The following is a 14,220-nucleotide window of genomic DNA, read 5'->3' as shown; positions in this document are numbered from 1 at the left end:
ACCTATTTAAAATATTCACCGAAGTGATATACTTGTAAAATCATTATACAAGCTAAACGCTACAATTAAAAGCCATGAACCTAAATGTAAAACAAATTCTAAGCTCTGCTCTTATGATTGCCATAGGAATATTTGCTTTTATTCTACTTGCACCATTTTTTGTATTTATAATAATATTTTTCATGATTTTCTCTCTTGTTGTTAAAAGGAAGATTATGAAACAAAACCCTGATTTCTTTAAAAATGCCAAAGGTAAAAAAGGTAGAGTAATTGATCAAGAAGATGAAAACTCATTCACTCAAGATAATCAAAACAACCAACAGTTACACTAATCTCAATGTACAGTAAAGACACTATAGTTGCTATCGCAACTCCTCAAGGTAATGGTGGAATTGGCATCATTAGAATTTCAGGGCCTAAAGCCTTAGAAATATCTAACAATCTTACTCAAAAAAAACTTAGTCCTAGATATGCAACTTTTAGTAATCTTTTTCATGGTGATGAGATTATAGACAATGGTATTGCTATATTTTTTGAATCTCCATTTTCTTATACTGGTGAAGATGTCGTTGAAATCCAAGCACATGGTAACTCTTTTATACTTAACCTAATTATAAAAGCAACTGTAGAACTTGGTGCTAGAATGGCAAAGGCTGGTGAATTTACCGAGCGTGCTTTCTTAAACAATAAACTAGACCTAACTCAGGCTGAAGCAGTTGCAGATATTATCAACGCTTCATCTGAAATAGCTGCAAAGTCTGCAGCAAAATCATTACAGGGTGATTTTTCAAAAGAAATAAATTCCTTATTAGAAAAACTTATTTATTTGAGAATGTATGTTGAAGCATCTATAGACTTTCCAGAAGAAGAAATTGACTTTTTGCAAGATAAAAAAATACATGACAGCCTTAATAGTATCTACACAAAAATACTTGATGTAAAAAATAGTACCAAGCAAGGAGCTCTTCTCACAGAAGGAATAACTCTTATATTAGTTGGTAAACCAAACGCTGGTAAGTCTAGCTTATTGAATGCTTTAGCAGGTAAAGATACTGCTATTGTCACCTCTATTGCAGGAACTACTCGTGATATAGTTAAAGAACATATTCAAATAGATGGTGTGCCAATGCACATTATAGATACTGCTGGGCTTAGAAATAGTGATGACTTAATTGAAAGTGAAGGTATAAAAAGAGCTATTAAGAAAATCCAAGAAGCCGACCAAGTTTTGTTTGTGACAGATGATTATACTAATAGCAATGTTAAGTTCAGTGATATCAAAGATATTATCCCTGAGTTTTATAATCAAATACCTAAAGATATAGACATAACTTTCGTCCATAATAAAATTGATTTACTGAAACAAACACCTAGAAATGATGACAATCATATATATATATCTGCTGAACACAATATTGGTGTAGATAAATTAAAGAAACATATACTTAAAAAAGTTGGTTACACTGCTCAAAATGAAAGTATTTATACAGCAAGAGAGCGCCATGTTGATGCTATAAATAATGCTTATGAGCATATTAACCTAGCAAAAGATCAGCTAAACCTTGGTAATGGTGAGCTTCTTGCTGAAGAACTTCTAATAGTTCAAGAATATCTAAACTCAATCACCGGAGAGTTTACATCTGATGATTTACTTGGTGAAATCTTTTCAAGTTTTTGTATTGGTAAGTAATGTTTATACACTTTGTAAAATATTTAAAATACTTCTATAAAATTGATTCATGAATATAGAATGTTTATAATAGGTACTAATTTATATTGCACTCTTCTATAGATGTGAGTATCTATCTTTCTTTTTTTCAACTTGCTTGGTTAATCTTTAGCTTAACTTTTGCTATTAAAATTATTGATTTTAGAAGATCTGCTTGGGTTTTCTACTTCCTAGCTACTTTTATTGGATTTATAAGCTTTTCTGTTTTTAATAATCCTAGTATTAGCAATATTTTTAACAACCTAATGATTTTCTTTCCTGATTTAGCTCTACCCATATTAGCTATAATTATTGCTAATAAATCAAATATTTCACCTAAAAAAATAACATCTGATTCAATATTACAAGCTAGTATCATAATAATTCTTACGGTGATACTCATGTTATTTTTTACTTATATAAACCTAGCTATTGCACCTACATACAACATTCTAATGCTAATATCTGATTTTTTTGGCATACTTGTATACGTCGGTAGTGTATTATTAGCATTTGGATATATTTCAGGGCTGCTATTAAATGCTATTTCATCGATCCAAATGGCTTGTATGAATATTTATTTTAGTATTAGCTTTAATTTCTATAGCTCAACACTTTATGTTACAGTAGCTATTAACATTTTATGCTTTACTATTTTTATCTATGGTTATAATAAAAATAAAAAACTTTTATCTCACTAAAGAATTTAAGCTTCTTATTACTACTCCACACTATAGAATATCTAACTTTAAGTAGATATAATCCAGATATAATTTAATAATTACTATATAAAATGAACTCTAGCTTCTATTTTTTACAATTTGCTTCGTTAACTTTTGGTTTAATTTTTGCTATTAAAATCATCAACTTTAAAAGATCTGCTTGGATTTTCTACTTTTTAGCTACTTTAGCTGGATCTTTTCAGTTTATAAATTTATCTAACTTTCAAATCACAGAATACTTAAGCAGTCTACCGATGTATTCTCATGATCTTCTACTATCTTTAGTTGCGATACTTATTTACAACTATATAAAAGTAAAACCTAAAAAAATAAATACAAAAAACATTTTATTAGTGTGTTGTTTAATAATTCTCACAACAATTTTAATGCTAGCTTTTGACTATCTAACAATTCCTACTGACGTTCTTTTCGATAATAACATCTATAATTATATTGGACTTATTTTTGGCATATCTGTATATATAGGAGCAGCACTACTAGCATTTGGCTATGTTTCTGGCTTACTAATAAATGCTATATACTCTATTCAACTTGTTACCATAAATATCTTCCTAATGCTAAAATTTGATGTATACCCCTTACATGGTTTCATCAGTATGTTTTTTAATATACTAACACTTTATGTGTTTTTATACGGCTACAAGAAAAACAAAAAACTATTGTCACACTAAAGTCTGTAAGTTTTTAGGTACTTTTGATCGTTATTAGTCTATAATTGTTGTGATTTATTCAAATTTAATCAAAATAACGGTAACTAAATGATAGATAATCTAAGAAATATTGCAATTATTGCCCATGTAGACCATGGTAAAACTACACTTGTAGACAAATTATTACAACAGTCTGGTACGCTTAATACGCGTGGCCCAGAAGTTGAAAGAGTTATGGACTCTAACGACATCGAGAAAGAAAGAGGAATTACTATTCTTTCTAAGAATACTGCTTTAAAATGGAATGACTACCATATTAACATCGTAGATACTCCAGGCCATGCTGATTTCGGTGGTGAAGTTGAACGAGTTCTTTCAATGGTTGACTCAGTACTTCTACTTGTAGATGCAGTTGATGGTCCTATGCCACAAACTCGTTTTGTGACAGAAAAAGCTTTTGCTCAAGGTCTAAAGCCTATAGTTGTTATCAACAAGATTGACCGTGATGGTGCAAGACCTGACTGGGTAGTTGATCAAGTATTTGACCTTTTTGATAGACTTGGTGCAACTGATGAACAATTAGATTTCCCTATTATCTACGCTTCAGCTATTAATGGTTGGGCTACGAATGAGTTAGGTGAACAAAAAGAAGACATGAATGACTTATTTCATGCTATTGTTGATAATGTATCTGCACCTGATGTTGATGAAAATGGTGCTTTCCAAATGCAAATTTCATCTTTAGATTATTCAAATTTCTTAGGTACTATCGGTATCGGTCGTATCCAACGCGGTAAGATCAAAACAAACACTCCTATTACTCTTATAAATAAAGATGGTAAGACTCGTAATGGTAGAATATTACAAGTACTTGGATATATGGGCTTAGACCGTGTAGAAGTACCTGAAGCTCAAGCTGGTGATATTGTATGTATAACAGGTATGGAAGGTTTAAACATATCAGATACTCTATGTAGCCCTGATAAAGTAGAAGCTCTACCTGAGCTTTCTGTTGATGAACCAACTATCAGCATGACTTTCCAAGTAAATAATTCTCCATTTGCTGGTAAAGAAGGTAAATTTGTAACTTCTCGCCAAATTAAAGATCGTCTTGATAAAGAGCTTCTTACTAATGTGGCTTTACGCGTTGAACAACTTGATGATGCTGATAAATTTAAAGTTTCTGGTCGTGGTGAGCTTCATCTTTCTATCTTATTAGAAAACATGCGTAGAGAAGGTTTTGAAATCGCAGTATCTCGCCCTCATGTAATCTTCAAAGAAGTTGATGGCGTAATGCACGAACCATTTGAGCAAGCTATTATTGATGTTGATGACACTTTCCAAGGTGTTGTGATGGAGAGAATGGGTCTGCGTCAAGGTGAGCTTAAAAATATGGAACCTGATGGTAAAGGTCGTGTAAAACTTGAGTTTATAATTCCATCGCGTGGTTTGATTGGTTTTTACACAGAGTTTTTAACTATCACATCTGGTTCTGGTATTATGAACAAGATATTTGACCATTATGGCCCTGTTAAAAAGCAAGTATTAGAAACTCGCCAAAACGGTACTCTTATCTCTATAAATACTGGTAAAGCTGTTGCGTTCTCAATATTTAACTTACAAGAGCGTGGTAAGATGTTTGTAACTCATAATACAGAAGTTTATGAGGGTATGATTATTGGTATACATAATCGTGACAATGACCTTACTGTAAACTGTACAAAAGGTAAACAGCTTACAAATATGCGTGCTTCTGGTAAAGATGAAGCTGTAGCTTTAGTTACACCTATCAACCTTACTCTTGAATATGCTTTAGAGTTTATTGAAGATGACGAGCTTGTAGAAATCACTCCTGAAAATATTAGATTGCGTAAAAAACATCTAACAGAAAGTGGTCGTAAAAAAGCTGGTCGTGGTGGTTAATAACTTTTCTTAATTTTTCACTCTTTACTTTCTATAATCTTAATTTATCCTACTATGAAAAGACTAAATAATAAAATTGCTCTAATTACTGGGGCAGCTAGAGGTATCGGTAAAGCAACTGCTGAATTATTCGCTAAAGAAGGTGCCATTGTTATAGCATCTGATATAAATGATACTTTAGGTGCTGACACTGTTCAAAATATTAAATCTAACGATGTTATATATAAACATTTAGATGTTAGCAATGAAAATAATTGGTTAGAAGTCACACAATATATTAAATCTGAATTTGGTAGGCTTGATATTTTAATTAATAATGCTGGAATCACTGGGTTTATTGAAAGTGCAGGCCCACACAATCCTGAAGATTTAAACATGAAGTCTTGGGAAAAAATCCATGCTGTTAACTCTAATGGAGTCGCTCTTGGCTGCAAATATGCTATTAAGCTCATGAAAGAAAAAGGTGGTAGTATCGTTAATATCTCCTCTCGCTCTGGGCTTGTCGGCATACCTCAAGCTGTAGCTTATGCAGCAAGTAAAGCTTCGGTTCGTAATCATACAAAATCAGTTGCTTTATATTGTGCAGATATGAATTATCATATTCGTTGTAACTCTGTTCACCCTGGGGCTATATTAACGCCAATGTGGGATGAAATGTTACCGAAAGATAAGACTGAAAAACAAAATGCTATCAAGGTGATTTCTCAAGATATTCCTTTAAAAATAATGGGGGAAGCTCTAGATGTTGCCTATGCGATATTGTATTTAGCATCTGATGAGTCAAAATATGTTACAGGGATTGAGTTAAATATTGATGGAGGAATACTTGCAGGGAGTTCTGCAGCACCAAGTAATAGAAAAGAGTAAAAGGCTAATACTATCATTATGCTTCTTAATAAATATATTGAACAAAAAAGCTACGGTAATCCTAACGATACTCTAGAACAAAAAGAAACTTTATTAGTTGATTATACAAATGTATTAACTAAAGTTGTTCTTAGAACAATCAATCCCTCTGATATTTTATCTTTATATGGTGAGGGGCAATACCGTTATAACCATCCTACTCCTAGAGTTCCAGGCTTTGAAGGAGTTGGTATTGTTATGGGTTCGAAAAAACTAGAATATAAAGCTGGTGATAGAGTTCTAATTATGGCATCAGGTACTTGGCAAACATTTATAGATACCACACCTCAACAACTAATAAAATTACCTAAGGAAATACCTGATAATATTGCTGTACAGTGCTATATAAATGGCTTAACCGCTTGGGTAATTTTGACTGAAGTAATAAATATTTCTAAAGATGCAATAGTTATAATAAATGCTGGTAATTCATCAATAGCTAAATTTTTTATTCAGCTTTCAAAGTATTTGAATTATAAAATTATAGTTGTCACAAGCAGTAAAGCCTCAAATAGCCTATATGACTATGGTGCTGACTTTGTAATAAACTCTGAACTATCTCTACAAGAACAAATTATTAAAAATAATATCCCTTTGCCAAATATAGCATTAGATGCTGTAGGGGGTCTTGATGGTGCTAGATTACTAGAAACAATTTCTAACAATGGTAGGTTTATAATATATGGTTGTTTGTCCATGACTAATTACCCAAAAAAGATATCTAATCTTTTTTATGATAAAAAAATTACCCCTGAAAGATTTTTTTTGAAAGAATGGGAAAAAAGAGTGGGGACAATATTTCGTAATGCTAAACTGAATCAGTTTATTAACTACATAACTCGTCATAAACTATATTTACCTGCTTATAAGAATATAAATTTAGATAACTTCAATCAGGCATTTTATGAGGTTGATAATATAGAACAAAATAATAAATATGGCAAAATTTTATTAAGCAGTTATTAATAACCCACTGCTAAAGCTCCTGCTCTTCTTGGGTCAGCTGCACCATAGACATATTGGCCATCTGAGCTTACAGATTCAGCTGCTCCCATAGCTGCATAAGGTATGACATTATTACCCATCTTATTAAGTAAATTAATAGTATCTATAGATATACCTTGCTCTACACCTAGCTCTTCTGGCCATAATTGGCTATGTATACGAGGGTTATTTACTGCTGATTGTAAGTTCATATTGTAATCAATCATATTTAAAATAACTTGCAGAGTTGTTGTAATGATTCGACTACCTCCAGGAGAGCCTGTAGCTAAGAATGGTTTACCATCTTTATCTAAAACTATAGTCGGAGTCATAGAGCTTAGAGGTCGTTTATTTGGAGCCACAGTATTAGCTTCACCTTGAACCAACCCAAAGACATTAGCAACACCAACTTTTGCAGCAAAATCATCCATTTCATTATTCAAGAAAATACCAGTACCTGGTGCAATAATGCCATTACCATAAGAGTAATTAAGCGTATAGGTATTTGATACCATATTACCATCCTTATCAACCACACTAAACTGCGTAGTTTGCAGTTTCTCACGATCTTCAGGATCAACAGTACTGATATCCTTACTCGGTATATGTTTATCTGTCGTTATTTTTTCTGCTACTTGTTTTGCATACTTTTTAGACAAGAACTTATTAATATCCATTTTCACAAAATCTGGATCTCCAAGATCTGAGTTTCGGTCATTATAAGCATAGCTCATTGCATTACTCATAAGATTAATAGTTTTAGCACTATTATTACCATAATCAGCTAATGGGAAATTCTCTAATATATTCAGGAGCTCAATTAAGATAACACCTCCAGAGCTTGGAGGTGGCATTGAGTAAATACTATAACCACGATACTCTCCTTTTATCGGCTTCATCTCTTGAACATCATAGTTTTTCAAATCTTCTAATGTAATCAAACCGTCATGTTTTGCCATAGCATCAGCAATCTTATGAGCAATTTCACCTTCATAAAAAGCTTTCTTACCTTCTTTAGCAATCAGCTTCAAACTATGAGCAAGTTCAGGCTGTTTTAAAATCTCTCCGACATTATATGCTGAACCATCTTTATGATAAAAAGTTTTCATTGCTTCTGGTGATTTTGCTAGCCAAGGTTTAGCAGTCTCCAATGATTGATGTAGATCATAAGTTACAGGAATACCGTCTTCTGCTAACTTAATAGCTGGTTCTATAACTTGAGCAAGCTTTAATTTACCGTATTTTTGCTGAGCATCAATCAAACCTGCCACAGTACCCGGAACACCAGTAGCACTATATGAGCCAGAGACTTTATTATAATCAACTTCACCCTTGTCATTTAAGTACATATCATGAGATGCTTTTGAAGGAGCTTTCTCACGGTAGTTAATTGCTATATTTTTATCATTTTTATTTAGGTGAATAATCATGAATCCACCACCACCAAGATTACCCGCTCTAGGTAAAGTCACAGCTAAAGCAAAACCAACAGCTGCTGCCGCATCAACAGCATTACCACCTTGCTTTAAAATATTAACTCCCACTTTACTAGCTAAAGCTTCTTGAGATGAAACCATTCCATGCTTCTCTGTAACTGGTTGAGCTATCTGCATTTCCTCTTGAACTGGAATAAAGTCATAACCACTTGGTACTGGCGCTGCTATTGATAAACCCGGAAAAAGCATTGCTGAGCACAACAAAGTTGTAAATGTTTTTTTCATAAATGATAGTGTTTCTAGATTACTTATCTGTCTAATATACCAAAAAAGTATAACTATTAGCTAGTGTTTAACACCTTTTTTGAAACTTCTAAGCCAAAATCGTTGTGGAGATAAAGCATTTAGAAGCTTATCTGAAACTATATTTTTTGTATTAGTTATTTGAGCGGAGATTATTTTTGCTGATAATAATGATGAACATAACCCCTTAGACCCAAATCCTGAAGCTAGATATAAGCCATCTTCATACTCAACTTTTGGTATTTTTGATTTAGGGTAGCCTTTTGATAGTGGTTTATAAAAATCTTCTTTAAACTTAATATAATCAGCAAGTTTACCAATTATCGGAAGGTGATCAGAAGTCACGCAACGCCCTGCCACTCGCGATTGAACTACAGACACATCACAACTTTTATCAAGCATTGATGAAATCTGAGTTATATTAAACTCATCATCTACCTTACGAATATCTCCAGTCATATCACTGTTATCTCTAAAGGTCGCACCAATCACTTGAAAATTATTTCTGTAGCCTGGAATTATATAGCCTTTATCCATAACTGTATGAGATATATCATAAGCCCTATTTATTACTGTTAATTGTCCGTGTGATTCAAAAGTAGGTATATCTTTTAAATAAGGAGTATTTTCAAAAAGTTTACATCCTCCAGCAAAAACTACTATATCAAAATCTTGTATAGTATTACCAAAATCTAGTCTCCAGCTATATTCTTTATCATATAGCTTACATATACTTATAAGACTTGTATTAAGTTGTGGCTTTGCTTGTGATAACTCTAACCATAGTCGACATAGACTTCTAGGTTCAAGAGATAGTGCATTTGGATAATATACTGATTGATAAGTTGTTTTTTGTTGTAGAAGATTTGTCGTTTCTTTATTGTCTAAGAGTCGTGCTAAATCATCAGCAATATCTCTTTTTGTAAAAATCTTTTTATACCGTAAAATCTCTTTTTCATCTGTAAGAAGCTGTATAACTCCTTTACTACAAGTATTAATCTTACTCTTATATTGATTGATAAAATCAACGAGTAGCTGATAGCCTAAAGTATGAAATTGATCTGAATAATTATTATCAGCTGTTAGGTTTGGAGCTAATATCCCTGCATAATTGCCCGAAGCATCTTGAGCGACATCATCATTTTTATCAAAGATTGTTATATCTAACTCATCAAACTTATTCAACTCATAAGCTACTGAGCATCCTGCTAAACCTGCCCCAATAACTGCTACTTTTTTTTTACGCTCCAAATCCTCTAAGACCTTCTTTTTTACGCTTTTGCTCAGCTCGTAACATTCTAGCTTGTTTAGGATCTATAGTTAATTCTCTATATATTTCGATTCTGTCTTTATCAGTAACAGAATGATTCAACTCTACAATTTGACCATATACCCCAATCTTAGAATGCATTAAATCTATCTGAGAGTATTTATCTAATAATCCAGATTCCTTGATAACATCCTCAACAGTCATAGTTGTATTTTGAGATTCTATTTTAAATATAACCTGCTCATCAGGAAGTGCATATACAACTTCTACTTTCACTAGCCATGAACCTCTTTTGCACGCTTACAAAAAGCATCTAGCATCTTCTCAGCTAAACCTTTAAATACAGGTCCTAATGCCATTTCCACAAACTTGTTTTCAAATGTAAACTCCATATTTAAAGAAACTTTTGAAGTATTCTCAGTTAATGGTTCAAAGGCCCAATCACCTGTAAGAGTCTTAAATGGTCCTTTTACTAGATTAAGATGGATATGCTCGTTTTTTATCATCGTATTATGGGTAGCAAAATCTAACTTCACAAATCCAGATTTAATTTTCAAACAGGCTTTTTTTTCAGTTGCGCCCTCTTCGATCATCTCAATATCTTCACACATCGGTAAAAACTCAGGATAACTTCTAATATCGTTTACCAAATCATACATCTGCTCAGCTGTATAGTTTACAACTGATGATTTATTAACTTTATTCATTTATTTATTCTTTTCACTTTTACTGATAGTATATAGCGTTACATTGTATATCTTTTACAAAAAATAATAAAGTTATGAGTAAACAAAAGGTTTCTCCTGCAACTATAGCTAGGAATAAAAAAGCATTTCATGATTATACTATCCTTGAGAAATTTGAGGCTGGTATAGTTTTACAAGGTTGGGAAGTAAAAAGCATTCGTGCAGGTAAAGTGCAAATGGTAGATACTCATGTGCATGTACGTAAAGGTGAAGCTTGGCTTTTTAACTGCCTAATCACCCCACTACTATCAGCTTCTACACATGTTACACCAAATACAACAGCATCAAGAAAACTTCTACTGAACCGCCGTGAGATAGATAAAATTATGGGCAAAATTGAACAAAAAGGTTTCACTTGTGTACCACTTGCGATGTACTGGAAAGGTTCTAATGTAAAAATTGAAATAGCTCTTGCACAAGGTAAAAAACTCCACGATAAACGCGATGCTCAAAAAGATAAAGACTGGGCCAGAGAAAAAGATAGATTATTCAAAAAGGCTCAACGCTAATATGTCTAAGCATACTATTTCAAAAACTGAGAAAAAACTTCGCCACTATATAACTAAAGCTGTGGCTGACTATAAGCTTTTTAATAAAGGCGATAAGATTATGCTTTGCCTATCTGGTGGTAAAGACTCTTTTGGGCTACTTAAAGTACTTACAAACCTAATCAAAGATAAAGTCTATGACATAGACCTTCATGTATATACACTAGACCAATCTCAACCAGGTTGGGATGATAGCAAGCTTCGTGCATATCTTGATGATTTAGGCGTAAGTTATGAGATTGAGACTAAGAATACTTATGGTGTAGTTATCGACAAGATTCCAGAAGGTAAAACTTACTGTTCATTATGCTCTCGTATGCGTCGTGGTAATATCTACCGTTATGCAAAAGAACATAAAATGGATAAAATAATTCTAGGACATCATCGTGATGATTTGATTGAATCATTACTAATGTCGATACTCTATCAAGGGCAAATAAAATCAATGCCACCAAAATTTATTACCCAAGATGGTGAAAATACTGTAATTAGGCCAATGGCGTTAGTTCAAGAAAGAGACTTGATAGAATTTGCTAAAGAACAGCAATTCCCAATAATCCCATGTAATTTATGTGGAACTCAAGAAAATCTAAAAAGAAAAAAAGTTAAAAACCTAATCAAAGAATTAGCTTTAGATAATCCAAAAGTACCTAGCAATATCTTAAATTCATTATCGAATGTATTACCAAGTCACTTAATGGATAAAGATTTACTAAACTCCTTACAGAATTAAATATTTCAAAAAAATTTATTATAATATTTTATTTACCAACATTTACTCATTTTTAATTCTGATATTACTCTTTATCCTGATCTTTATCATCTGTATCAGTAAGTTCAATACTTTTTGTTACTTCATCTATATTTATATCAGGACACAACTCTTCAAGAATTTTAGAAGCATTAAATAAAACATCAGTATCTTGTAAAGCACTTGCCAAAATATCAGCATTTATAACTGGCAAACCAAAATCATTAACAGCTTTAGATGCATCATTATTACTTATTGTTTTTATTGAGTTTTGAATATTTGCAATTCTGGAAAATAAATTGTCAAAATCTTGATTAACAGCCTTTTTATCAGATAACACTACCTTGTTAGAACTCATGTCTTTAAGTTGTATTTTTAAATGCTCGACTTCATCATTTAAATTACTTATTCTAGCTTCATTGCTATTGTTTATAACTTTTTGCTTAACTCTTTCTTCTTTTAATGTCACTACCAAATTATTAAGGAAACTAGCCATTTCATCAGCACTACCGGCAAATCTATTAAAGACAGTTAAAAAATGTAGTATTGATTTATCGTCTGAAAAATCAGGATACCTTACTCTATGGTCAATCTCACTCCAACCCTCTTCAAATATTGTTCTTACCTGTATTTCACAAAATATTTCTTCTTTTAATGGTTTGGCTTTAATAACATAATGAGTCGAGCGATACCCAATTGGATGTTCTTTTACTTCACAATCTTTATGTTCAGAAACTTCATTATCACCCTTTCTAACATAAACTATCTTCTCATGAGTTTCATACTTTTGATTAATGTAGTGATATATATCCTCCCACTCATTTTTAAATAAATGTAGTGCTCTTATCCCTATTAAATCTGTAATTATTTCTAAATAATTATTTACAGATATATTAATATACTTCTTATTTCTATCTTTTTTCTTTCTTACTATTTTTTTTAAAAGATGAGTAACATCTTTCACACGCCACCTAACAGAATGAACATTATCACATTGCTGTAAAGTGTTTGCTAGATAGCTCGCGGTACTTTTAAAATCATCAATTCTACTCAGATAATCGCTTATAATTTCTAATAATTCTTTTTCACTAATATTAGCTTGCTTCAAACAAGCACTAGAAATATTGCTATCTTCTAGAATTTTTTTTATATCCATATATTATGTATCTCTTAATATCACGCTTACTTAACGTTATTCATCCCAAATTATTAAAGACTAGTTTTACATTATATGGAAACTAATTCAACTGCTATAGCTAAATGGAAATGATTAGTTTTGATAAACAATTATTAATTTGAAATACTCCTAGAAACTAACTTTTGAGCTACTCCATGTAAACGTTAACTGAGTAACTATTATCTGTTGAATATAGCATAAACTTCATTATCATTTGATAATAGGTTTTGAAAAGCAAATAAGTAACTAATATGATAAAAAATCATGATACATGCAATCCAAAAGATAAAACAAATATATTGCATTTAAATTTAGATATTTTTTTAAACAATGCTAAAAATATTCTTACTCATAATGTCTCTAAAATACCCTTAATAACTCTAGATAAATCAAAGCTAGATCTTAGATGTCAGTTATGTAATTTACTTGAGTCCTTCTACTTGTTTATTCGTGAGAAACAAGAACTTAGTGCTATACAGAAAACTACAGACGATTTTATGACAGTAATGCCAACTATTGAGCAACTCATTGAGAAAGATATTCAATCAGCTTACGAAAGAGACCCTTCTGCATACAATAAGGTTGAGATCATATTATGCTTCCCAGGAATTGACGCTATCATGATGCATCGCATCTCACATGCATTAGATAATTTAAATATCCCAATATTACCAAGAATGATATCAAAAAAAACACATGAAAAAACAAGTATAGACATACATCCAAAAGCAAAAATTGGCGAAAGTTTTTTTATAGATCATGGAGCTGGTGTTGTGATTGGTGAAACATGTATCGTTGGGAATTTTGTCACTTTATATCATGGTGTAACATTAGGTGCAAAAAGTTTCCCAAAAGATGAGAACAATGAAGTGATTAGAGGTATAAAGCGTCATCCAAATATTGAAGATAATGTAACCATATATTCTAATACTACAATCTTAGGTGATATAACAATCGGTAGAGAAAGTATAATAGGTGCAAATGTATCTATAACAAAAGATATTGCTCCAAAAAGCCGAGTTTACCAACAAAAATATAAACAAACAACTTTCGAAGATGGTTTGGGTATATAAAA

15 protein-coding genes are annotated in these 14,220 nt (G+C 31.9%); 9 read left to right on the top strand and 6 right to left on the bottom strand.

Annotation, left to right across the window (positions count from 1 at the left end):
• Positions 1-52: 52 nt before the first annotated feature.
• On the bottom strand, positions 53-184 hold the full coding sequence (locus CDH04_RS10030; RefSeq protein ID WP_265575281.1) for a hypothetical protein: 132 nt from the start codon (positions 182-184) through the stop codon (positions 53-55).
• A gap of 153 nt (positions 185-337) precedes the next feature.
• Between CDH04_RS10030 and mnmE the strand changes: the two genes are divergently transcribed.
• The 6 genes from mnmE (at position 338) to CDH04_RS04000 (ending at position 6,896) form a co-directional block, all read left to right on the top strand.
• A complete protein-coding gene (mnmE, locus tag CDH04_RS04025) occupies positions 338-1,690 on the top strand; it encodes a tRNA uridine-5-carboxymethylaminomethyl(34) synthesis GTPase MnmE (RefSeq protein WP_112869799.1) in 1,353 nt (450 codons plus the stop codon).
• Between the two features lie 86 nt (positions 1,691-1,776).
• On the top strand, positions 1,777-2,409 hold the full coding sequence (locus tag CDH04_RS04020) for a hypothetical protein (RefSeq protein ID WP_112869798.1): 633 nt from the start codon (positions 1,777-1,779) through the stop codon (positions 2,407-2,409).
• A gap of 92 nt (positions 2,410-2,501) precedes the next feature.
• Complete coding sequence (locus CDH04_RS04015) at positions 2,502-3,122, top strand: hypothetical protein (RefSeq protein WP_112869797.1); 621 nt, start codon at positions 2,502-2,504, stop codon at positions 3,120-3,122.
• Between the two features lie 87 nt (positions 3,123-3,209).
• Positions 3,210-5,024, top strand: coding sequence for a translational GTPase TypA (gene typA, locus CDH04_RS04010; protein WP_112869796.1), 1,815 nt, complete (start codon positions 3,210-3,212; stop codon positions 5,022-5,024).
• Positions 5,025-5,078: 54 nt separating this feature from the next.
• Positions 5,079-5,891, top strand: coding sequence for an SDR family oxidoreductase (locus CDH04_RS04005; RefSeq protein WP_112869795.1), 813 nt, complete (start codon positions 5,079-5,081; stop codon positions 5,889-5,891).
• Positions 5,892-5,909: 18 nt separating this feature from the next.
• A complete protein-coding gene (locus CDH04_RS04000) occupies positions 5,910-6,896 on the top strand; it encodes a zinc-dependent alcohol dehydrogenase family protein (protein ID WP_112869794.1) in 987 nt (328 codons plus the stop codon).
• Here CDH04_RS04000 and ggt read toward each other — a convergent pair.
• From ggt to CDH04_RS03980, 4 genes are read right to left on the bottom strand one after another with little or no spacing between them, the layout of a single operon-like run.
• The gene (ggt, locus tag CDH04_RS03995) at positions 6,893-8,635 is read right to left on the bottom strand and encodes a gamma-glutamyltransferase (RefSeq protein WP_112869793.1); all 1,743 of its coding nucleotides are present in this window, start codon (positions 8,633-8,635) and stop codon (positions 6,893-6,895) included. The two genes, CDH04_RS04000 and ggt, sit on opposite strands and share 4 nt — an antisense overlap.
• A 60-nt stretch (positions 8,636-8,695) precedes the next feature.
• The gene (mnmC1, locus tag CDH04_RS03990) at positions 8,696-9,904 is read right to left on the bottom strand and encodes an FAD-dependent 5-carboxymethylaminomethyl-2-thiouridine(34) oxidoreductase MnmC1 (protein WP_112869792.1); all 1,209 of its coding nucleotides are present in this window, start codon (positions 9,902-9,904) and stop codon (positions 8,696-8,698) included.
• On the bottom strand, positions 9,894-10,199 hold the full coding sequence (locus CDH04_RS03985) for an RnfH family protein (RefSeq protein ID WP_112869791.1): 306 nt from the start codon (positions 10,197-10,199) through the stop codon (positions 9,894-9,896). The genes mnmC1 and CDH04_RS03985 overlap by 11 nt, the downstream gene beginning before the upstream one ends.
• Positions 10,199-10,630 (bottom strand): type II toxin-antitoxin system RatA family toxin, encoded by a 432-nt coding sequence (locus CDH04_RS03980; protein ID WP_112869790.1) that lies wholly within the window; start codon positions 10,628-10,630, stop codon positions 10,199-10,201. The genes CDH04_RS03985 and CDH04_RS03980 overlap by 1 nt, the downstream gene beginning before the upstream one ends.
• Positions 10,631-10,704: 74 nt before the next feature.
• Between CDH04_RS03980 and smpB the strand changes: the two genes are divergently transcribed.
• Positions 10,705-11,178: an SsrA-binding protein SmpB gene (gene smpB, locus CDH04_RS03975; RefSeq protein ID WP_112869789.1), complete on the top strand. Its 474-nt coding sequence runs from the start codon at positions 10,705-10,707 to the stop codon at positions 11,176-11,178.
• Between the two features lies 1 nt (position 11,179).
• Positions 11,180-11,950, top strand: coding sequence for a tRNA 2-thiocytidine(32) synthetase TtcA (gene ttcA, locus CDH04_RS03970; RefSeq protein ID WP_112869788.1), 771 nt, complete (start codon positions 11,180-11,182; stop codon positions 11,948-11,950).
• Between the two features lie 64 nt (positions 11,951-12,014).
• Here the strand turns inward: ttcA and CDH04_RS03965 are convergent, their stop codons facing one another.
• Positions 12,015-13,124 (bottom strand): RelA/SpoT domain-containing protein, encoded by a 1,110-nt coding sequence (locus tag CDH04_RS03965; protein ID WP_112869787.1) that lies wholly within the window; start codon positions 13,122-13,124, stop codon positions 12,015-12,017.
• Between the two features lie 272 nt (positions 13,125-13,396).
• Between CDH04_RS03965 and epsC the strand changes: the two genes are divergently transcribed.
• Positions 13,397-14,218, top strand: coding sequence for a serine O-acetyltransferase EpsC (epsC, locus tag CDH04_RS03960; RefSeq protein ID WP_112869786.1), 822 nt, complete (start codon positions 13,397-13,399; stop codon positions 14,216-14,218).
• The last annotated feature ends 2 nt before the right edge of the window (positions 14,219-14,220 follow it).

This window comes from Francisella adeliensis, from assembly GCF_003290445.1.
GTDB lineage: Bacteria > Pseudomonadota > Gammaproteobacteria > Francisellales > Francisellaceae > Francisella > Francisella adeliensis.
Note: the sequence above shows the minus strand (reverse complement) of the source record. Positions and strands in the feature narration are given on the sequence as shown.